At 71.3% G+C, this 20,212-nt stretch carries 25 protein-coding genes and 1 pseudogene; 7 read left to right on the forward strand and 19 right to left on the reverse strand.

The genetic code is table 11. From position 1 onward, the window contains the following. Positions 1-41: 41 nt before the first annotated feature. From LP52_RS17475 to LP52_RS17500, 7 genes are all read right to left on the reverse strand, one after another. Positions 42-401, reverse strand: coding sequence for an NADH-quinone oxidoreductase subunit A (locus tag LP52_RS17475; protein WP_040275023.1), 360 nt, complete (start codon positions 399-401; stop codon positions 42-44). A gap of 155 nt (positions 402-556) precedes the next feature. Further along, positions 557-1,861, reverse strand: coding sequence for a geranylgeranyl reductase family protein (locus LP52_RS17480; protein WP_040275024.1), 1,305 nt, complete (start codon positions 1,859-1,861; stop codon positions 557-559). Positions 1,862-2,028: 167 nt separating this feature from the next. After that, complete coding sequence (locus LP52_RS29005; RefSeq protein WP_394298210.1) at positions 2,029-2,433, reverse strand: DUF397 domain-containing protein; 405 nt, start codon at positions 2,431-2,433, stop codon at positions 2,029-2,031. After that, entirely contained in the window at positions 2,352-2,864 is a 513-nt protein-coding gene (locus LP52_RS17485) for a GNAT family N-acetyltransferase (RefSeq protein ID WP_040275026.1), read from the reverse strand. Before LP52_RS17485 ends, LP52_RS29005 begins: the two co-directional genes overlap by 82 nt. Before the next feature lie 94 nt (positions 2,865-2,958). Continuing rightward, positions 2,959-3,156, reverse strand: coding sequence for a DUF397 domain-containing protein (locus LP52_RS17490; protein WP_193790007.1), 198 nt, complete (start codon positions 3,154-3,156; stop codon positions 2,959-2,961). Continuing rightward, positions 3,156-3,341: a DUF397 domain-containing protein gene (locus tag LP52_RS17495; protein WP_040275027.1), complete on the reverse strand. Its 186-nt coding sequence runs from the start codon at positions 3,339-3,341 to the stop codon at positions 3,156-3,158. The genes LP52_RS17490 and LP52_RS17495 overlap by 1 nt, the downstream gene beginning before the upstream one ends. 16 nt (positions 3,342-3,357) lie before the next feature. After that, positions 3,358-4,218 (reverse strand): helix-turn-helix domain-containing protein, encoded by an 861-nt coding sequence (locus tag LP52_RS17500; protein WP_040275028.1) that lies wholly within the window; start codon positions 4,216-4,218, stop codon positions 3,358-3,360. Positions 4,219-4,554: 336 nt separating this feature from the next. Here LP52_RS17500 and LP52_RS17505 point away from each other — a divergent pair, with 336 nt between their 5' ends. From LP52_RS17505 to LP52_RS17515, 3 genes are read left to right on the forward strand one after another with little or no spacing between them, the layout of a single operon-like run. After that, positions 4,555-4,740, forward strand: a complete 186-nt coding sequence (locus LP52_RS17505) for a hypothetical protein (protein WP_040275029.1) — start codon at positions 4,555-4,557, stop codon at positions 4,738-4,740. Positions 4,741-4,742: 2 nt separating this feature from the next. Then, positions 4,743-4,970, forward strand: coding sequence for a hypothetical protein (locus LP52_RS17510; RefSeq protein WP_157036365.1), 228 nt, complete (start codon positions 4,743-4,745; stop codon positions 4,968-4,970). Next, a complete protein-coding gene (locus LP52_RS17515) occupies positions 4,967-5,434 on the forward strand; it encodes a hypothetical protein (protein ID WP_040275031.1) in 468 nt (155 codons plus the stop codon). The genes LP52_RS17510 and LP52_RS17515 overlap by 4 nt, the downstream gene beginning before the upstream one ends. 14 nt (positions 5,435-5,448) lie before the next feature. Here the strand turns inward: LP52_RS17515 and LP52_RS17520 are convergent, their stop codons facing one another. After that, positions 5,449-6,159: a demethylmenaquinone methyltransferase gene (locus LP52_RS17520; protein WP_040275032.1), complete on the reverse strand. Its 711-nt coding sequence runs from the start codon at positions 6,157-6,159 to the stop codon at positions 5,449-5,451. 282 nt (positions 6,160-6,441) lie between these two features. Here LP52_RS17520 and LP52_RS17525 point away from each other — a divergent pair, with 282 nt between their 5' ends. Further along, positions 6,442-7,713: a hypothetical protein gene (locus LP52_RS17525; protein WP_394298212.1), complete on the forward strand. Its 1,272-nt coding sequence runs from the start codon at positions 6,442-6,444 to the stop codon at positions 7,711-7,713. Between the two features lie 43 nt (positions 7,714-7,756). Here the strand turns inward: LP52_RS17525 and LP52_RS17530 are convergent, their stop codons facing one another. Beyond that, positions 7,757-8,182 (reverse strand): DUF4229 domain-containing protein, encoded by a 426-nt coding sequence (locus LP52_RS17530; RefSeq protein ID WP_084723283.1) that lies wholly within the window; start codon positions 8,180-8,182, stop codon positions 7,757-7,759. A gap of 378 nt (positions 8,183-8,560) precedes the next feature. Between LP52_RS17530 and LP52_RS17535 the strand changes: the two genes are divergently transcribed. Beyond that, entirely contained in the window at positions 8,561-8,761 is a 201-nt protein-coding gene (locus tag LP52_RS17535; RefSeq protein WP_040275033.1) for a BldC family transcriptional regulator, read from the forward strand. 121 nt (positions 8,762-8,882) lie between these two features. Beyond that, a complete protein-coding gene (locus tag LP52_RS17540; RefSeq protein WP_040275034.1) occupies positions 8,883-9,233 on the forward strand; it encodes a PLD nuclease N-terminal domain-containing protein in 351 nt (116 codons plus the stop codon). 111 nt (positions 9,234-9,344) lie between these two features. Here the strand turns inward: LP52_RS17540 and ccsB are convergent, their stop codons facing one another. The 9 genes from ccsB to LP52_RS17585 all read right to left on the reverse strand — a co-directional run bounded on the left by ccsB (position 9,345) and on the right by LP52_RS17585 (position 18,444). Further along, on the reverse strand, positions 9,345-10,427 hold the full coding sequence (ccsB, locus tag LP52_RS17545) for a c-type cytochrome biogenesis protein CcsB (protein ID WP_040275035.1): 1,083 nt from the start codon (positions 10,425-10,427) through the stop codon (positions 9,345-9,347). 3 nt (positions 10,428-10,430) lie between these two features. Beyond that, positions 10,431-12,056 (reverse strand): cytochrome c biogenesis protein ResB, encoded by a 1,626-nt coding sequence (gene resB, locus LP52_RS17550; protein WP_040275036.1) that lies wholly within the window; start codon positions 12,054-12,056, stop codon positions 10,431-10,433. Between the two features lie 2 nt (positions 12,057-12,058). Beyond that, positions 12,059-12,895: a cytochrome c biogenesis CcdA family protein gene (locus LP52_RS17555; RefSeq protein ID WP_040275037.1), complete on the reverse strand. Its 837-nt coding sequence runs from the start codon at positions 12,893-12,895 to the stop codon at positions 12,059-12,061. Then, entirely contained in the window at positions 12,892-13,551 is a 660-nt protein-coding gene (locus tag LP52_RS17560; RefSeq protein WP_052809963.1) for a TlpA family protein disulfide reductase, read from the reverse strand. The genes LP52_RS17555 and LP52_RS17560 overlap by 4 nt, the downstream gene beginning before the upstream one ends. A 187-nt stretch (positions 13,552-13,738) precedes the next feature. Beyond that, positions 13,739-13,942, reverse strand: a complete 204-nt coding sequence (locus tag LP52_RS17565; protein ID WP_040275038.1) for a helix-turn-helix domain-containing protein — start codon at positions 13,940-13,942, stop codon at positions 13,739-13,741. A 237-nt stretch (positions 13,943-14,179) separates the two neighbouring features. Beyond that, positions 14,180-14,977: a phosphatase gene (locus LP52_RS17570; RefSeq protein ID WP_040275040.1), complete on the reverse strand. Its 798-nt coding sequence runs from the start codon at positions 14,975-14,977 to the stop codon at positions 14,180-14,182. A gap of 265 nt (positions 14,978-15,242) precedes the next feature. Continuing rightward, positions 15,243-16,421, reverse strand: a complete 1,179-nt coding sequence (locus tag LP52_RS17575; protein ID WP_040275041.1) for an acetoin utilization protein AcuC — start codon at positions 16,419-16,421, stop codon at positions 15,243-15,245. 118 nt (positions 16,422-16,539) lie between these two features. Next, complete coding sequence (proC, locus tag LP52_RS17580) at positions 16,540-17,334, reverse strand: pyrroline-5-carboxylate reductase (RefSeq protein WP_040275043.1); 795 nt, start codon at positions 17,332-17,334, stop codon at positions 16,540-16,542. A 174-nt stretch (positions 17,335-17,508) separates the two neighbouring features. Next, positions 17,509-18,444 (reverse strand): proline dehydrogenase family protein, encoded by a 936-nt coding sequence (locus LP52_RS17585; RefSeq protein WP_040275044.1) that lies wholly within the window; start codon positions 18,442-18,444, stop codon positions 17,509-17,511. A gap of 355 nt (positions 18,445-18,799) precedes the next feature. On the opposite strand from LP52_RS17585, the gene LP52_RS17590 reads away from it, so the two are divergent. After that, positions 18,800-19,720, forward strand: a complete 921-nt coding sequence (locus tag LP52_RS17590) for a phosphoribosylaminoimidazolesuccinocarboxamide synthase (protein WP_274518824.1) — start codon at positions 18,800-18,802, stop codon at positions 19,718-19,720. 140 nt (positions 19,721-19,860) lie between these two features. Here LP52_RS17590 and LP52_RS27795 read toward each other — a convergent pair. Then, a pseudogene (locus tag LP52_RS27795) lies at positions 19,861-20,212 on the reverse strand (peptidase); the annotation flags it as partial.

Here is a 20,212-nt window from a genome sequence, read left to right on the forward strand (position 1 = left end):
TCCCGCCGCCGCCCGGTGGCCGCGCGGGCGCGCCCGGGCGCTCACTCCCACTCCAGTCCGCCGCGGCGCCATTCGTAGGCGTAGGCGATGGAGACGTTCACCAGGAACAGCACCATCGCGACCAGCCCGAACACACCGAGTTCGTCGAAGTGGACCGCCCACGGGTAGAGAAAGATGATCTCGATGTCGAAGACGATGAACAGCATCGCGGTCAGGTAGTACTTGATCGTGAAGCGTCCGCCGCCGGCCGGCTGGGGCGTGGGCTCGATGCCGCACTCGTAGGACTGCAGCTTGGCGCGGTTGTAGCGCTTGGGCCCGGCGAGGGAACCGACGAGCATCGAGACTGCGACGAACGCGGCACCGATGCCTGCGAGGACGAAGACGGGTGCGTACAGCTCCATGGCTAGGCGTTCCCCTCAGTGCCGGTTGTGCGTGCGTGCCTCGGCGCCCGGCGCGCGGGCGGCGCCGCTGCACGCGCGCTTGTGAACGCGTTCACGTAGCGGTGCGAGCGGCGGTGCGGTCGCTGAACGGTGTTCATGTGTCAGCCCTTTCGCCCTCAGGCCGCCGGCGCCATCTTGGACAGGCCGTTGATCACGCGGTCCATGGCGTCGCCGCGGCTGGGCTCGGTCAGGTTCGCGAGCATCTTCAGCGCGAACTGCATCAGGGTGCGCTGCGGCAATCCGTATTTGGTCGCGTACTTCATCAGCTCCGGATTGCCGATCATCTTCACGAAGTAGCGGCCCAGCGTGTAGTAGCCGCCGTAGGTGTCGGAGAGGATGCGCGGGTAGCTCAGCAGGGTGCGCTCGCGCGACTGCTGCGTGGGGCGGGCGTGTGCCTGGGCGATGACGTCGGCGGCGATGTGGCCCGCCTCCATCGCATAGGCGATGCCCTCGCCGTTGAACGGGTTGATCATGCCGCCGGCGTCGCCCACGAGCATCAGTCCGCGCGCGTAGTGGGGCACGCGGTTGAACCCCATGGGCAGCGCGGCGCCGCGGATCTTGCCCTGCTGGTTCTCCTCGGTGAAGCCCCACTCGGGGGGCATGCTCTCGGTCCAGCGGCGCAGCAGCGCCCGGTAGTCGACGCCTTGGAAGGAGGAGGTGGAGTTGAGGATGCCCAGTCCGACGTTGCTCGTGCCGTCGCCGACGCCGAACACCCAGCCGTAGCCGGGCAGCAGGACGTCGCGGCCCTGGCTCTTGTCCCACAGCTCCAGCCACGACTCCAGGTAGTCGTCGTCGTGGCGCGGGCTGGTGAAGTAGGTGCGCACGGCCACGCCCATGGGCCGGTCGTCGCGCTTGCGGATGCCCATGCCCACCGACAGCCGCGAGGAGTTGCCGTCCGCGGCGACCACCAGGGGTGCGCGGTAGGTGACGGGCTCGCGGTCGGGGTCGGTGGCGGTGACACCGACGATGCGGTTGGTGCGCGGGTCGATGACGGGCTCGCGGACGTTGGTGCGCTCCAGCAGCCGGGCGCCGGCCGAGACGGCGCGCTCGACGAGGATCTGGTCGAAGTCCTCACGGGTGCGCACGAGGCCGAACCCGGGGTACTCCGCCAGGTCGGGCCAGGGCAGTTCGAGCCGCACGCCGCCGCCGATGATGCGCAGCCCGTGGTTTCGGATCCAGCCCTTGTCGTCCAGGGAGACACCCATCGCGGTGAGCTGCTTCACGGCGCGGGGGGTGAGCCCGTCCCCGCAGACCTTCTCGCGGGGGAAGGCGGTCTTCTCCAGCAGCAGGACGTCGAGCCCGGCCTGCGCGAGGTAGTAGGCGGCCGTGGAGCCCGACGGGCCGGCTCCGACGACGATGACGTCGGCCTCGGCCTCGGGCCGGCTCCGGCCGGACAAAGGGGCGGGTGCAGTCTCGCTCACGAGTTGGTCCTTGGCATGCATGGCGCGGTGGCGCCTCGGGGGTGCGCCGCACGGTGCTTGCGGCTGGCTTGTGGCTGGCTCATGGCTGGTCAGGGGTGTTACTTCCGACTCGCAGGCTTGTGAAGGCCTTCACAAACCCGTGTGATCCAGAGTCTAGACCTTTCCCGCTACTGGGGCGACCCCCAGGGCCCATTCATCTTGTTTCGCCGCTTTCGGCGACAAACCAGACACAGAACCACCATTCGAGTAAAGCAAGGCAAACCTAATTTGATGGTGGAAATCGGCCCGTTCATTCCGCGTCGTACGGCGACAGGCGCCGACGCCGGCCTGCCGCCGAGTACACGCCGAGGTCCTCCACCGGGAACCCGCCACCACAGCAGCAGATGGCCGTCACCAGGGTGCTGAGAGTCGCGGACGGCAGTGGCGCCGGGGGCGGCGACCTCGACGCAATTCTGGCCGCGACCGCTGCTGTCGGACGGCTTGCGGAACGTCAGCCGGGCAGCGCGTAGGCCAGGGCAGGAACTCGCGCACCCGCTCCGACCACGTGGTCGAGCCTTCCGATGCACTCCCACCCCAGGTGCTCATAGAGGCGGATCGCGGCCCGGTCCTTCTCCATCACCTCGAGGACCAGTTGCCGACCCTGCCTGCGGCCGGCGCTCACTGCACGCTCCAGCAGCGCGCGGGCGACTCCCCTCCCCCGCGCGGCAGGCGCGACGAACAGCCTGCCGATCGACGCGAAGGGACGTTCCTCGCTGCCGTAGCGAGCTTTCCACAGCTCCACCGCGCCGCCGTCACCGGCGGGACCGAGGCCGACGTGTCCGGCTACGTTCCCTTCCACTACGGCGACCCAAGCGCGTCCGGTGTCCCCGAGAACCAGCCACCCGTGGGGATCGGCGACTCCTTCGACGGGATACCCGTCGCGCTCGTGCACCTCCACAAGCAGTCGGGCGCACGCGTCGACGTCCCCGTCCACGCGCGGCCGGATCTCGATCCCCTCGTTCATCGGATCCCAGTCTTGCACCGGCGTGTGCCTCGTCTACATCCACGCTCCAGAAGGCCACATGGAGCGGAAGAGCCTTCGGCACAAGCCGGCCGACTCAGAACCGGTCGCTATGAAGCCCTGACACGAATGCAGTCCACTCGCTCGTAGGAAACTCCAAGTGCCCGAGTTTGCGGTGCTGGGAGTCGCGGACCGCGGTGGCGCCGGGGGTGTCGGCCACCTCCACGCAGTTGACGCGGTCACTATAGCTGGACGTGCGGAATTCCAGCTGTTCGGCGAGACTCTCGATCGCCATCACAGATTCTCCGATCGGGTCGCGTTCAGGAACGCCGTCCACTCGGTGGCCGGGAACTCCAGATGGCCGTCCTCTCGGCGCTTCGTGTCCCGCAAAGCGGCCCCCACCTGCGGGTGGCACGCGACTTCTACACAGTCCTGACGGTTCCCGCTGTAGCTCGACTTGCGGAACTGCAGCTCTTCCATCGGTACCACTCGTCCTCTATCGAGACTCGGCCACATCTCGGATCACCTGCTGGATGAACTCCGCCGACCGGGCTGCCGTCAACGCTGCGCCCTGAACATTCGCCCAAACCGTGTTGTACGTAGTGAGCTCGGCCGGTTCTTCCACCAGAAGGCTAGCTGTCACGGTCTCGGTGAAAGCTACCGGTATGTCAGCAGGGTCGGGGAAGTCCAAGATCGTGAACGACCCGTTCGACGCTTGGTGCTCGCCGCCCTCGAACGGCAGGACACGCAGATCCACGTTGTGTCGCGTCGCCATGTTGCACAGGTGTTCTAACTGCTCAACGAGGATGTCTCTGCCACCGATGCGGCGACGAAGCGCCCCCTCGTCCAGGATCGCGGAGAAGCGCGGCGGCCGCACACCGTGGAGGATCTGTTGCCGCTCCAGCCGCCCTTTGACGTGACGGTCCACGAGCGAGTCATCGTGGGCGTCCCCAGCGCGAAACACCGCCTCGATGTACTCCGGAGTCTGAAGTAGGCCCGGCACCAACTGCGCCTGCCAACACCGGATCCCCGAGGCCTCGGCCTCCCAGTCCGGTAGCGCGCGTTCCCCGAATATGTCGCGGTACTTCCACCACCAGCCGCGCTCCTTCGACTGCCGAGCGAGCCGCAGCATGGCATCGCGGGTGTCGTCGTCAGCGATGCCGTACAGGTCCATCGCCGCAGTGAGGTCTCCGGTCTTGATCCCCTGCTGGGCTCCCTCGATCTTCGTCAGCTTCGAGTGCGGCCAGCCGAGCCGGCGAGCCGCAGCGGCGCCGGTATAACCGGCTGACTCACGGGCCTTGCGCAGCTCAGCGGCAAGGCGCCGACGACGCACGGAGGGGCTGTGGGAGCGCTGCATGCGCCCACTGTAACGGGACCATGACTGCCCATCGATTTCTATGTTCGGCTTGAAAAATCGAAAACTTCAGTTGATGATGTGTGTAGCCAAGAGGTTTCTCTTAGTAGTCGCCCGAAGTCACAATGGAGGTTGGCAAGCGTGAGCATGACGAAAACCTTCACCAGGAGGGACTGGACTCGCCGCCGTGTCCGCCTGTATGCGCCTGTACCCGAGCCCTCGAAACCGCGTGGTGGCCCGTACGAACCGCCGCCCCCACCGACCCCACCGCCACCTGTACGACCGACGAGCCCCGGCACCACAGTCGCGTTCGACGAGCTGTTCCAGCGGCGGCGGATCGTGCATCCGTGGCTGGAGGCGCACGAAGCCCGAAAGAAACCCCCTCCGGAGGACGATCTCGCCGAGCTGCGGACGCTGACCCGCGCGCTCCTCGCCCGCCGGCCCGACCTCGGCACGACCATCGGCGCGCCTCCCGCCGCGCCTCCCGCCCCCGTCGGCCACGGCGACCTGCTGGAGGTGGGATGACCATGGCGACCGTCCCCCGCCAGCGCGAGTACACACCGCACCGGCTCACGACAGAGGAATACGAGCGCTTTACGCAGCTCTGCCTCCGTCACCGCGCGTGGGCGATCCGCTACACCGCCGACCAGATCGGGCCGGTGTTCGAGGGCACCCGCCCCGACGGCCGCCTGCTCCGGGCCCGCACCCTGGACGAGTTGGCCCGGCGCCTGGGCGACGGGTCGGCGGCCCGGTGACCCCCCGTGCCGCCGCCCCCGCGGCCGCTCCCCTGCTGCGGGCGGTGCGGGCCGCCCTGGCCGTGCCCCCGGCCGTGCGCAGCGCGGACGTCGCCGCCTACCACGCGCTGCTGTGGCACCGGCGCCGCATGGTCCGCGACGCGGCCCGGCGATTCCACCAGGCCGCCGCCTCGGACCCGGCGCGGGAAGCGGCGGCACTCGCCCGCGAACTCCGGGAGCAGGTGGCGGCCTCCCCCGTCACCTACCGCACGTGCCTGCGCGCCGAAGACCGGCGCGGGCCCTTGGACTTCGCCCCGTACCGCCCGCCGCACCGCGTCGGGCCGCCGCCCGCCGACCTGGTCCTCGCCTACCCCGACTGGTGGTTCTACGGCGAGCCCGGCGCCGTCGCGCAGCGGGAGGACCCGCGCACCGTCCTGGTGCACGACACCTGGGAGGAGCTCCGCCGGCACCTGCCGCCATGCTGATCGGAGGCGACGCCTCAGCGGCGGCGGTATCCCCGGTGCAGTGCGACCACGCCGAAGCTGAGGTTGCGCCAGGCCACGGACTCCCAGCCGGCGGAGATCAGCCGCTGGGCGAGCGCGCGCTGGTCGGGCCAGTCCATGATCGACTCGGAGAGGTACTCGTAGGGCTCGGTCTTCTCGGTGACCAGCCGCGCGACCCGGGGCAGCGCGCCCATCAGGTAGGTGCCGTAGACGCGGTCCAGCACGCCGACGGGGATATGGCTGAACTCGCAGATCACCAGTCGGCCCCCGACCTTGGTCACCCGGTGCAGCTCGCGCAGCGCCTGGTCGCAGTCGTTGGTGTTGCGCAGCCCGAACGACACCGTCACCGCGTCGAAGGTCTGATCGGCGAACGGCAGGGCCAGCGCGTCGCCGGCGACGAAGGTGACACCTCGGCGCGAGGCGCCCCCGCGCCGACGGGCGCCCACCCGCAGCATCCCCTGCGAGAAGTCGCAGGCGATGACCCGCGCCCCCTTGCCGGTGAAGGACTCCGAGGACGTGCCGGTGCCCGCTGCCAGGTCCAGCACGAGCTCGCCGCTGTAGGCGTCGACGGCCTGCACCGTGGCGCGGCGCCACAGGCGGTCCTGGCCCAGGGAGATGACGTCGTTGACGAGGTCGTAGCGGTCGGCGATGCCGTCGAACATGCTCGCGACGTCGGCGGGCCGCTTGTCGAGCTCAGCGCGGGTCATGGATCCACCTTAGGGCGCGGTGCGGAGTGCGCGGGCACGCCCGCGGCACGCGGTGGACACGATCCCCCGCGCAATGACCCTGCGTGACGATACAGTGCCTTTTCGTACCGATCGGCGGATGCGCCGACGGCGCGGCGCGTCCGCAGGCACCCGCGGGCCGCCGCAGCCTCCGCGTCCGCAGCAGCACCTGGAGGCAGTTCCGTGTCCACCGACCACTATGGCGGCGGCCCCGCGCCGCGCCGCTCCCTGTCCTCCGCCCGCCGCCGACGGGCGGGCACCGCGCTGACCGCCGCACTGGCTGCGGCCGCCTTCGTCGGGCCGACGGTCCTGGGCCAGCCCGCGGCCTGGGCGGGCGTGCGCCACGGCGGAGTCGTCGACGAGCAGCCGGTCTCCTCGACGCCGCACGTCCTCGACGGCCGAGTCAAAGCCGTGGCGCCGGTCGGCGACCTGGTGGTCGTGGCCGGACGGTTCGACCGGGTGGCCGCCCCCGACCGGAACGAGACGGTCGATCGGCACAACGTCTTCGCCTTCGATCGAAGCACCGGCGAGATCAGCGACGACTTCGCACCCGACGTCGACGGCACCGTCACCAGTGCGGTACCCGGCCCGGGCGGCGGCACCGTCCACATCGCGGGCCGCTTCGACCGCGTGGAGGGCGAGAACCTGCGCGGTGTCGCGCTGCTGTCCACCGGCGACGGCGATCCCGTGGACTCCTTCGACGCCGGTGTGGCGGGCGGCTCGGTCTATCGCGCCGACGCCTACGGCGGGCACCTCTACCTCGGCGGCAGCTTCGACAGTGTCGGCGGGGCGCCGCGCAGCGGACTGGCCCGCGTCGACCGGCGGACCGGCGCGCCCGATCCCGGATTCGACGTCTCCCCCGGCGAGGCCCGGCGCGGGAGCCTTCGCGTGCACGAACTCGCGATCTCGCCCCGCGGCGACCGCCTGGTGGCCGCGGGCACCTTCACCCGGGTCGACGACCGGCGCCGGTACCAGATCGCGGTGATCGACACGGCCGCGCGGCCCGCCGCTCTGGCCGACTGGTCCACCGAGTCCTATGCGGCACCGTGCGACTACAGCCGCCTGCACACCTACATGCGCAGGATCGACTTCGCGCCCGACGGCTCGTACTTCGCGGTGGTCACCGCGGGCGGGCCCGAGAACAAGCCGGGACTGTGCAAGACCGCGGCACGGTGGGAGACCTACGCCGGACCCGGCGCCGAACCCACCTGGGTCAACCACACCGGCGGCGACTCGCTGTACGCGGTCGAAGCCACGGGGGCGGCGGTATACGTCGGCGGTCACCAGCGCTGGATGGACAACCCCGACGGCGACCACGACGCCGGTCCGGGCGCCGTGGAGCGCAGCGGGATCGCGGCGCTCGACCCGCGCACGGGTCGGGCCCTGGCGTGGAACCCGGGCCGTAAGCGCGGGCACGGTGCCGAAGCGCTCACGTCCGCGCCGGAAGGGCTCTACGTCGGCAGCGACACCACAGGGCTGGCCGGAACCTACCGGGGGCGGCTGGGGATGTTCCCGCTGCCGTGGCCCCGGCTCTGAGGGGCCGAGCCCGCGGCCGGGCGCCCGGCGGCTCGCCGGGCGCTCAGCGGGCCTCTTGAGGGGCGCCGGAGCGGGGCTCCTCCCCGCCGCCGTCCTCGCCGGAGGGCCGCTCGTCCCGCACCGCCTGCTGCCCCCGCTCGGCCGGCTCGGCGGCATCCCGGGGCACGGCGTCGCCTTCGGCGTCCGACCCGCCCCCGGCCTCGGCCGCGCCGGCCTGCTGCACGTCGTCCTCCTTTGCCGCGCCCTCCTCCAGGCGCGCCCTGACACCCCGCATCCGCGCGATGCCGCCGGCGATGGTCGAGGACATCGCGTCGCGCTGCGCGGACAGCAGTACGTAGCTCAGCAGGCCGCTGACCACCACCGCGATCGCGGCGGCGAGCAGCCCGCGGGCGCCCAGCAGATAGAGCACGGCGAAGGCCACCGCGAACAGCAGCAGGCGCGCCGCGGTATAAGCGAGGACGCTACGCATGAAAACCGCCTCACAACGGATCATTCGGCAATAGATTGTGTCTGGGCGAAGCAGCCGAGGGCGCCGAGCACCCGCGCCGGGCGTGCGCGAATCCACGCGGTCCGGCTCAATGCCAGGGTACGGGCCGGTCGCGGGCGTCCGGCCGCACCCCCGGTGCGGCGGGGCACGACTCTCCCGGCTGCGAAGGGCAACCCGTGATGGGACCAATGGGATCCGGACTTCCGAATTGGAGGTTACGTTCCGGTCACATATTGGGTCCATCACCCCGGTTCCTCCCTGTTTTTACGAAAACTTGGGAGGAAACGCACCCACTCATGCACACTAGGGGATCAAACGCCCGCCTCCCCCCAAGTCGACTGGCGGGCCCGAAGGGGGATTGTGAAGGTGGAAAGAGGAAGCGAACGCTTGCTGACCCCAGGAGAGGTGGCCTCCCTCTTCCGAGTCGACCCGAAGACGGTGACTCGGTGGGCCGCGTCGGGGCGCATCAGCAGCATCCGCACCCCCGGCGGCCATCGCCGCTTCCGGGAGTCCGAAGTCCGCGCCCTGCTGCACGGAGAACCGACCGAGTCCACGCCCTGACCGCCGCACGTCCGAACGCGCCCCGTCCGCCCCGGAGCCCTCTGGCGGCCCCGCTCCCGCCGGGCACAGGGCTCCCTCGGCAGACGGCGCACACGTAAGCCATCCCGGATAGGCTGAAACCATGGTGTGGCTCGCTGGCCTAATCACGCTGCTTACGATCGCGGTCTGGGTGTACGCGTTCTTCGACGCGCTCACCACCCCCGCTGCGGAAGTACGCAATCTACCCAAGATCCTCTGGCTGATCGTCATCGCGCTCTTCACACCGGTCGGCCCTCTGCTCTGGCTGTTCCTGGGCCGCCCGCGGGAGGCGGACGCGCCCGAGCCCGCGGGGCAGTCCGCGGACGGCACCTCGCTGGACCACCTCGATCCCGCGGACTTCAACCAGGCGTCCGACCGCGATCGTCCACTCGGCCCGGATGACGACCCGGAGTTCCTGCGCAAGCTGAACCGGCGCATCAACCCCGAGGAGTAGTCCGCGCCGAGCGAGCGTGCGGAACGCCCCGGGGGGCGCACCGCACGCTCGCTCGGTCGCGTCCTCGCCCGGCCGCGTCCGCAGGGCAGGGGAGCCTCAGCGGGCGCCGCCTCAGGCGTAGCTGTGCAGACCGCTGAAGACGAAGTTCACGGCGAAGAAGTTGAACATCAGGCAGGCGAACCCGAGCAGGCCGATCCAGGTGGCCTTGGTGCCGCGCCAGCCCGCCGTCGCGCGAGCGTGCAGGTAGGCCGCGTAGACCACCCAGGTGATGAACGACCACACCTCCTTGGGGTCCCAGCCCCAGAAGCGGCCCCAGGCCTCGTCGGCCCACACGGCGCCGGCGATGATCGCGAACGTCCACAGCGGGAACGCCAGCACGATGAAGCGGTGCGAGACGCGGTCGAGCAGCTCGGCGGCGGGCAGCTTGGCGGCGACGCCCGCGACCCGCTGGCCCGCCGCGCGCTGGATCTCGGTGCGGCGCGCCATCAGGTGGGCCGCGGCGGCCGCGCCCGCGACCATGAACCCGCCGGTGGCGATGATGGCCGCCGAGACGTGGATCGCGATCCAGTAGGAGTGCAGCGCCGGGATCACCGGGCCCGCCTCGCTGTAGAGCCACCGCACGGCGATTCCCAGCAGCAGCACGACCGGCACCAGCACGAACGTGCCCAGGAAGCGGGCCTGGTAGCGCATGGCGGCGAACAGGAACGCGGCGACGCTGCACAGGCAGATCGCCACCACGAACTCGAACATGTTGCCCCACGGCCACCGGTCGGCGGCCAGCCCGCGGGTGGTGATGTGGGCGGCGTTGAGCAGGAAGCCCAGGACGGTCACGACCAGGGCCACATTGCCCACCGCGTGCTGGGCGGCCTTGGCCTCGGGCTCCTCGCGGCGCACGCTGACGGACATGTCGTCGCCGCCCTCGGCGGCGTCCAGGTCCAGGCTCGCCTCCCCCGCGGTGGGCGGCACGGCGGCGGAACCCGCCGTGTCGGATGCCTGCGCAGAACCGGCCGATGAGCCGGCGGCGACCGGCATGAGCCGGTTGGCACGCAGTGTGCGGCGGCGCCCGTAAGCGGCCTCGACCGCGAAGAGGAACAGCGCGATCGCGTAGGCCACGATCATCGCGATGATCAGCCCGTCGCTGATTGAGGACATTCGGCCGTCCATGGCCGCGTCCGCGGCGATCATGTGCACCACCGGCTACTCCTTCGTGCCTGTCTCGACAGCGGGGCCGTCCCGCAGTCGGTCTCTCAGCGAGGTGGCGAAGCTGTGGAAGTCCGCGGTCAGCGCCGCGTTCTCGGTCTTGCCCAGGCCGGCCACCTCGACGACGGTACGCCCGTCCTCGTTCGGTCGGGCACGGACCCACACCCGGCGCGGCCGCACGAACAGCGTCGCCAGCAGGCCCAGCACCGCCGTCGACGCCGCGATCAGTGCGGGAACCCGGGCGGGATCGCTGTTGACCTGCATGCTGATGTAGTCGCTGTAGCCGGTGAAGGTCACGGTGCCCGCGCCGTCGGGCAGCTTCCAGGAGTCGCCGGGCCGCAGCTCGGGCGAGTCCCCCAGTTCGGCCATGTCGTCGGTGTGCAGCTGATACACCGACTGCGAACCCGTGTCGAGGCCCAAATCGCCCCGGTAACCGGTCAGCGTGACCACCGGATCGCGCGGAGCGGGGAAATCGGACACGAGGTCGCCTTGGGGGCCCTCGGCGGCCGAGGGCAGGAAGACCCCGGTGAAGCCGAGCTGCTTCCCGCCCGCGTCGGGCACCTTGATCACCCCGTCGGAGGCGAAGTTGCCCTCCTCGCGGTTGATGAACGGGACCGGCTGGTCGAACACCGTCTCGCCCTCGGCGTTCTCCACCCGGAACTCTGGGGCGTAGCCGTGGCCGAGCAGGTAGACCTGCGCGCCGTCGACCGACAGCGGGTGGTTGACCTCCAGCGTGTGGCTGCGCTCGGGAGCCTCGGGCGACGCGCGGTAGGTCAGGTCGGCGGAGTAGGAGGAGGCCTGCCCGCTCATCTGCCCCGCCTCGACGAAGGACGCCTGGAACTCCTCAAGGGTGAAGGAGAACGGCTGGAGGTCCTCCTGGTCCACCACGGTGCCGGGGAAGTAGGAGTCGTAGGAGGTGACCGTGTTGGCGAAGCCGTCGCCCTCGACCACCAGCATGTTGCCGCGGTAGCCCAGGAACGACCCGGTCGCCAGCGCGATCAGCAGCCCGAGCAGCGCCACGTGGAACAGCACGTTGCCGGTTTCGCGCAGGTAGCCGGTCTCGGCCGACAGCGCCGAGGCGCCGGTGGCGGCGTCGGCCTCGGTGCGGATGCGGTGGCGCCGCAGCAGGGCGCGGGCGCCGCCGAGCACCTGCTCGGGCGGGGCCGAGGAGGTGAAGGTCGCCGAATAGGGCATCCGGCCCAGGTTGCGGGGGGTGCGCGGGGGCTGGGCCCGCATCGCGCGGTAGTGCGCCAGGGCGCGCGGCAGCACGCACCCGGTCAGGGACACGAACAGCAGCAGGTAGATCGACGCGTACCAGGGCGAGGAGTAGACGTCGAAGAGGTAGAAGCGGTCCAGCCAGGGCGCGAGTTCGGGATTCTCCGCGAAGTAGTTGCGCACCTGCTCGGTACTGACTCCGCGCTGGGGCAGCATCGACCCCGGGATGGCGCCCACCGCCAGCAGGAACAGCAGGATCAGCGCCGTGCGCATGGAGGTCAGGGTGCGCCACGCCCAGCGCGCCCACCCCAGCGCGGACAGCCGTCCGGGCGCGGGCGGCTGCGGATCGGCGGGGCGGCCCCGCTCGCCGGTCGCCGCCTCCGCTTCGGAGCTCTGTTCGGAAACCACTTCTATATCACCGTCGAGTAGTCGGCCACCCACCGCTGCATGTGCGCGGTGATGTCGGTCCACAGCCCGGTGGCCAGGAGGAGCCCCACCGCCACGAGCATCGCGCCGCCGGCCACGGTAATGGCGCGGTAGTGGCGTTTGAGGCGGTCGAAGGCGCCCAGCGCGCGCCGGTAGAGCAAGGACGCGGCGACGAACGGCAGGCCCAGACCCAGGCAGTAGACCAGCGACAGCAGCGCGCCGCGCCCGGCGCTGCCCTCGCTGAAGGCCAGGGTCTGCACGGCCGCCAGTGTCGGGCCGATGCACGGGGTCCAGCCCAGGCCGAAGACCACACCCAGCAGCGGCGCGCCGGCCAGCCCGGCGCCGGGCATCCGGTGGATACGGACCTCGCGGTTGAGGCCCGGCACCACGCCCATGAACATCAGCCCGAGGACGACGGTCACCACGCCCAGGACGCGGGTGATCGGATCGGCGTAGTCGAGCAGCAGCCCGCCGATCCCGCCGACGAAGACGCCGACGGCGACGAACACCGCGCTGAATCCCGCGATGAACAGCAGGCTGCCGGCGAGCATGGTGCCGCGGCGGCGTGCCAGCACCGTGTCGACGGACTCGGCCGGCTCCGCCGCGGCCTCCCCCGCGGACCGGGCCTCCCCGCCGGCCGGCGCCGCGGCGCGGGCGCGGCGCCGAGCGGCGATGTCGGCGCCGCCGAGGCCGGTGACGTAGGAGAGGTAGCCGGGCACCAGCGGCAGCACGCACGGAGACAGGAACGACACCAGCCCCGCCGCCAGCGCCAGCGGTACGGCCAGCAGCAGGGAGCCGTGCTGGACGGTTTCGGCGATCATGCCGGGGCCGCGGTGCCGGCGCCGGGTCCGCCCGCGGCCGAGCCGCCGCCCTCGGAGACGACGCCCTCGACCAGGCCGCTGAGCTCGTTGTAGCTGGTCTCGCCGATCACCCGGGCGGCGATGCGGCCCTGGCGGTCGATGACCAGCGTGCTGGGGATGGCGGCGGGCGGCACCGTCTCGCGGAAGGCCTGGGGCACGCGGCCGGGCTGGTCGAAGAGGCTGGGGTATTCGACACCCTGGTTCTCCTCGAAGGCCGTGGCCGCGGCGGTGTTGTCCTTGATGTTCACGCCGAGGAAGTCGACGCCGGCTTCCTTGTTCTCGGCGTAGACCTCGTTGAGGACGGGGACCTCGCTGCGGCAGGGACCGCACCAGCTCGCCCAGAAGTTCAGGACCAGGACATCGCCGCGGTAGTCGGCCAGGCTGACGGACTCGCCGTCGAGCGTCTCGCCGCTTACCTCGGGGGCGGCGTCGCGCTCACCGGGATCGAAGGCGGTGCTGGAGCCGTCGCCTTCGACGAAGCGGTTCTCCTGGCCGTCGCCGTCCGCTCCCGACGCCTGCGAAGCCGCCTGCTCGGCGCAGCCGGCGGTGAGGACCGAGAGCAGGGCCGCTGCCGCAGCGGCGGCCGGCAGTACCCGGACACGGCTCTTCCTGGGCATCGGCGGAACCTCAGTCGGGGAGAAGGCAAGGTGACAGGTGCATCAACGACAAAGTGTAGTAGACACTCCCGCACCTCGACCGGCACCCCGGCCCCAATGGAGGCCGATGCCCCGATCGACGCACACCCGCGGGGCGATGGGCGGATGACACCGCCCCCGACGGGTGACGCCGCTGGTCGTCAGGTGGCTAGCCCGCTTCGACGAACGCCTCGCGGAGGTAGTCCTGCACGGCGCGTTCGGGGACGCGGTAGGAGCGCCCCACGCGGATCGCGGGGAGCACACCCGAATGGACCATTCGGTAGACGGTCATCTTGGACACTCGCATGACCGAGGCGACTTCCGCCACGGTCAGGAACCGGACCTCGTCGAGAGGAGCCTTACTCCCGTTCATCTTGCGACGCCCTCACTTCCGGACGTGAGCGTGGATGTCCCTGCCTCTTCCATCCGGTCGCGGCGACCCCATCACCGCGCCGGCGTGTCGTTCGGTAACTGCCAGCACGTCCGATTTCAGGGTAGATCCGGTGCCACCGCATTGAAAGGTCGGCTTTGCTGTCTCTGCAGCTACATGAGAGGCGGGGGGTGCGTGAGGTTTAGGGGTGGGTATCCACCGCGTCGGCACAGCGGCGCTTCACGCCAGTCCGGCTCTCTCCAGCACGTATGCGGCCAGCGGCCGGTACTCCGGCGGCGCGTATCCGTCGTCGAGGGGCACGGTGGTGAGCAGCTTGCCCTCGTATTCGGCCAGGAACAATGCGGGATCATTGCAATCCGCAAATCCGATCGTCGGCACACCGGCCTCACCCGCCGCACCGGCGTACCCGTGGTCGGCGATGACCAGCTGCGGCCACTCCTGCTTGTCCTCGGCCAGCGTCCGCAGTACGGCGCGCATGGCGAAGGGGTGGTGGCTGTGCCGCGGGCTGCCGCCGTCCATCACGAAGCCCACGCCGTCCTTCCACACCAGGACCCGCCGGTTGGGCGGGTGCTCGGTGGCGACCTCGTAGGAGTAGCCGGCCGCGGCGGTGACGATCTCGCAGCCGCGGCTCTCCAGGGCCGCTTTCCAGGTGCGGTAGGTCTCGGTGAGGTTCTTGGGGTGGCCGGTGGCGAACATGACCCGCTCGCGGCGCTCGGCCGCTTTGGCGAGGCGGTCGGCCACGGCGTCCAGGGCCTCGACGGTGCGGTCGGGGTCGATGGTGTCGATGCCCCACTGATGGGCGTCGTCGGCGACGACGCCGCAGCGTTTGGCCATCAGCGCGAGCACCTCGTCGAACTGCCACTCGTGCTCGAAGGTGAGCCCGAACTGGTAGTAGGGGTCCTTGTGGCACAGCCGCCGGTAGTGCCGCAGGTTGTTCTGCCGCGGTGTGTCGACGTGTCCGGCGATGCCGGTGCGCACGAGATAGGCGACGAGCTCTGCGCGCGAAGGCGGCGTCACCAGTGATCCCCTTCCCTCATGACCCGGTGGCCCGATGGCCCCTGTGAGTCCGGCCCGGTGGAGGCGACGTCCCTGCCCGTGAGCGAACCGGGGCCGTACACGGTTTAGGGAGGCGTCATACCCCTTTCATCACATATTCAACTTTGTGCTCTACCGGCACACCCCTCGTGGTCGGCGGCGCGCCGGTCCGGCTTTCGGTCCAGACGTAACCGGCTGATCCACAAGGCCCGGATCCCCCGCCGACCGCCTCTGCCCCCCGCCTGCCCTACAAGCTGGGGTCCATCCCGTGGCTGGGGAAGACCGCGCGCCGGGTGGCCTGGATGGCCTGGTCGACGGCGTCCTCGGGGTCGAACCCGGCCTCGAACGGCGTGAACTCGACGGTGCGGCCGTCGGTCATGTACAGCGGCGGGACCTCGCCGGTGCGCTCGCGCACGAACTCGCGCCAGGCCTTGGGAGTCTCGACGGAGGAGTCGAGCGCGGCTCCGGAGGCCTCGGCCAGCAGATGGGTCCAGGCCCGCGGCACCACCTGCACCAGTTCGTAGCCGCCACCGCCCAGCACCACCCAGCGGCCGCCCGCGGTCTCCTTGGCCAGGCGGTGCAGCTCGCTGTAGATCCGGCGCTGGCCGTCGACGCTGAGCATCAGGTTGGCCAGCGGATCCAGCGCGTGGGCGTCGGCGCCGTGCTGGGTCACCAGCACCTCGGGCTGGAACTCGTGCAGCAGCGGCGGTACCACCGCGTCGAAGGCGCGCAGCCAGCGGGAGTCGTTGGTTCCGGCGGGCAGGGCGACGTTGACGGCGTAGCCCTCGGCGCCGGGTCCGCCGGTCTCGCCGGGCCGGCCCGTGCCCGGGAACAGGGTCGCCGGCGACTCGTGCAGGCTGATCGTCAGCACCCGCGGGTCGTCGTAGAACATCGTCTGCACGCCGTCGCCGTGGTGGACGTCGACGTCGACGTAGGCGACGCGCTTGGCTCCCTGCTCCAGCAGCCACGCCACGGCCAGGGCCGCGTCGTTGTACACGCAGAACCCCCAGGCGTTGCCCGGCATCGCGTGGTGCAGCCCGCCGGCGATGTTGGCGGCGTGCTCGGACTCGCCGTTCCACACCGACGACGCGGCCCGCACCGATGCGCCCGCGACCAGGGCCGAGGCGTCGTGCATGTCGGGGAAGACGGGGTTGTCCGGCGTGCCCAGGCAATAGGAGTCGTCGGGCTCCAGTGTCTTGCCCGCCCTTTTGACCGCCTCGATGTAGTCGGCCCGGTGGATCGTCCCCAGCATCTCGTCGGATGCCGGCTCGATCGCGCTCAGCGCGACGTTGGGGCGGTCGAACAGGCCGAACTCCCGGCTCAGCGCCATCGTGAGTTCCACCCGCACCGGCGCCAGCGGATGCTGCGGGCCGAAGTTGTAGGAGGTCAGCCCGTCATCCCAGGCGACGTGCAGCGAACAGGCCATGTGCCCCTCCTGCCGAGCGGATCGTGTATGCGCGGATGTGTGGGGTATCACCCGCTTCTTTCCAGCCTAGTCAACGGCCGGAGGGTCACGGGGCAGCGGGGCGTCCGCCGGCGAGCGCTCAGCCCTCGGAGAGTTCGCGGCTGCGCTCGCGCGCGGCCTCGATGGCGTCGGTGAAGGCGGTCCGCACACCGTGGCGTTCCAGCTCGCGCACCGCTGCGGCGGTGGTGCCGCCGGGCGAGGTGACGGCCTCCCGCAGCACGACCGGGTGCGCACCGGCGTCGTCCAGCATCGCGGCGGCGCCGCCGATGGTCTGGGTGACCAGCTTCTTGGCCGCGGCGCGGGTCATGCCCATGGCCACGCCCGCCTCGATCATGGTCTCGGCGATGAAGTAGAAGTAGGCCGGGCCGCTGCCGGAGATGGCGGTGACGGTGTCCATGTGGCGTTCGGACACCCGCACGACCTCGCCCACCGACCGCAGCAGGGACTCGGCGTGGTCGAGCTGGCCGTCTGCGGTGTGCGCGCCCCCGGCCACGGCGGTCATTCCGCGGCCCACCAGCGCCGGCGTGTTGGGCATCGCCCGCACGACGGCGACCTCGCCGGAGAGGTGCTTCTCCAGCAGCGAGGTGGTGATACCCGCCGCGATCGAGATGACCAGGGTGTCGGAGCCGAGGTCGCCGTCGATCTGGTCGAGCAGGTCGACCATGTCCTGCGGTTTGACAGCGAGCACCACGGTGGCGGCGCGGCGTGCGGACTCGGCCAGCGGGACGGCCGCTACGCCGTGGTTGGCGTGCAGCTCCTCGGCCCGCTCCCGGTTGGGTTCGGTGACCAGGAGCTGGTCCGCCTCGTACCCGGTGGCCAGAAGCCCGGCGAGCAGCGCCTCGCCCATCTTGCCGCCGCCGATGATCGCGATCATGAGCTCACCTCGTAGCGTTCCGTGTTTCCTCAACGCTACCGGGACGGGCTGCGCCCCGGCGACGCGCCGGCGGGGCGTGCGGAGCGCGCCGGGTGCGGGCCGGTGCCGCGGGGTTTTACAGGGGCGCCTCGCCGGGACGGTGCCCGTTCGCGGGGCCGCGCCGCAGAGCGGGCTCTACCCCCTGCGCAGCACCGTCCGGGCGGCGAAGGTCGCGTTGGCGGGGCGTTCGGCCATGCGGCGGACGAGGTAGCCGTACCAGTCGCTGCCGTAGGGGACGTAGACCCGGACCTGGGCGCCCAGGTCGGCGAGGCGGCGCTGCTCATCGGGGCGGGCGCCGTAGAGCATCTGGTATTCGAATCCGTCGTAGGTGCGCCCGAAGCGGCGGGCCAGTGTGGTGGCGATGTCGATCAGCCGCGGGTCGTGCGTGGCCACCATCGGGTAGGCCTCGCTGTCCATCAGCCGCCGCAGGTGGCGGACATAGGCGGCGTCGACGTCGCGGCGCTCGGCGTAGCCGGTGGAGGGGTCGGGTGCGTAGGCGCCCTTGCACAGCCGCACCCGCGCGCCGGACTCGGCGGCCATCGCGGCGATGTCGCCGTCGGTTCTGCGCAGGTAGGACTGCAGCACGCAGCCCAGCCAGGGATGGTCTCCGCGCAGCGAGGCGACGAGCCGCAGTGTCGGGGCGACGTACTGCTCGCCCTCCATGTCGACGGTGACGGTGGTGCCCGCCTCGGCGGCTGCGGCGCAGATACGGGAGAGGTTCTCGGCGGCCAGCTGCGCGCCCTCGTCGCCCAAGGCGAGCCCGACGGCGGTCGGCTTCACCGAGACCTCGGCCGAGGAGGTCAGCCCGGCCTGGCCGAGCAGCCGCAGCAGGTGCAGGTAGCCCTTGGTGACGTCCTCGGCCTGGGAGGGGTGCTCGGTTTCCTCGCCGAGGTGGTCGATGGAGGTCAGCAGGCCCCGCTCGGCCAGCTCGCCGGCCGTGCGCACCGCCTCCTCGGCGTGCTCGCCCGCCACGAACCTGTCGACGACCCCGCGGGTGGCCCGGGAGCCCGAGACGAACGCACGCAGCCGGTCGCTGCGCGCGGCCGCCAACAGTGTCTGCCGCAGAACCATCCCGCACTCCTCACTCGCCGGACCCGACTCCGCCCGCCGGTCCCCCTACCCGCGCAGGCGCAGCGGATCCCGGTGGCGCGCCGTCTTCGAGGCTACGCGGTAGCGCTCCGTTCCGCCGGGGGCACGCGGTCACGGAGTAGGGAGCGGCAGCGTGGCGGCGCCCAGCGCCGGGGCGGGGCCGCGCAGCCCGGCACCCCGCCCGTGTCGGCGGCCGGACCCGGGTGAGCCCCTCCGAGTCGACGGCGCCCACGGGAACGCAGCCGCGTGCGCAGGCGGACGACGCTCTGCTGCGGAGGTGGGGACCGCTGCGGCGCGGCCACCGGGCCCCGGTCCCGGCAGCGGGATGGAGTAGGGTTTGGCTTCGTTCACCGAGCGGCGCCCGTGCCGTGCGACCTGCCGCGGCCTAGCCCTCGCCGATCAGATCAAGGACAGCAGGCGACCCATGGAACTCGTCCACTCCGGGAAGGTCCGCGACGTCTACGCCGACGGCGACGACCTGCTCCTCGTGGCCTCCGACCGCGTCAGCGTCTACGACGTGGTGCTTCCCACAGCCATCCCCGACAAGGGCCGGATTCTCACCCAGCTCTCGCTGTGGTGGTTCGAACACCTTGCCGACATCATGCCCAACCACGTCGTCTCCGACAGCGACGTGCCCGCCGAGTGGGCGGGCCGAGCGATCCGATGCCGGCGGCTGGACATGGTCCCCGTCGAGTTCATCGCGCGCGGCTACCTCGCCGGTTCGGGGCTCACGGAGTACAAGAAACACAAGTCGGTCTCGGGCGTGCCGCTGCCCGACGGCCTGACCGAGGCGTCGCAGCTGCCCGAGCCCGTTTTCACGCCCACCACCAAGGCGGCCGAGGGCCACGACGAGGCCGTCACCTTCGACGAGGTCGCCGCCGAGATCGGCGAGGAGACGGCCAAGCAGCTGCGGGACACCACACTGCGGATCTACGCGCGCGGCGCCGAGTTGGCCGCCCAGCGGGGCATCATCATCGCCGACACGAAGGTGGAGTTCGGGCGCGCTCCCGACGGCACGCTCGTCCTCGCCGACGAGGTGCTCACCCCCGACTCCTCGCGGTTCTGGCCCGCCGACCAGTGGCGCCCGGGCCGCCCGCAGAACTCGCTGGACAAGCAGTTCCTGCGGGACTGGAGCAGCACGATCGCCGGCTGGGACCGCACCCCTCCGGGCCCGGAGATCCCCGAGGACATCGTCGAGGCGACGCGCGCCCGCTATGTGGAGTGCTACGAGCGCCTCACGGGCCGTCGCTGGCGCTGAGGGCGCGCCCGAGGCACTGCGACCTCGGCCGGGGGCCGGGCGCACGTCCGCCGACGGCCCCGGACAGGCGAAGGGGCGGACACCCGCGAGGGTGCCCGCCCCTTCTTATGCGCTACACGCCTGCGCGGCGGCGCCCGCGTCTACTCGTCGGCGTCCGCGGCCTTCTTCTTGCGACCGAGGTACACAGCGGTGCCGCCGCCCGCGACCGCGGCGATTCCGGCCGCGACGAGGCCGGTCAGCGCGACGCCGGTGACCGGCAGGCCGCTCTCTGAGCCGTCGTCGGCGGGCGGAGCCGCGTCGCCGGCGTCGGGGGTCTCGGAGTCGTCGTCGGGCTCGGGCGTCTTGTTGTCGTCGGGCGGCGGGGTCTCGCCGTCGTCGGGAGGAGTGGTCCCCTCGTCGGGCGGAGGCGTCGACTCGCCGTCGTCCGGAGGAGGCGTGGACTCGCCGTCGTCCGGCGGCGGAGTCGCGTCGTCGTCCTCGCAGCCGACCCAC

It is taken from the genome of Streptomonospora alba, assembly GCF_000826685.1.
GTDB classification, from domain to species: domain Bacteria; phylum Actinomycetota; class Actinomycetes; order Streptosporangiales; family Streptosporangiaceae; genus Streptomonospora; species Streptomonospora alba.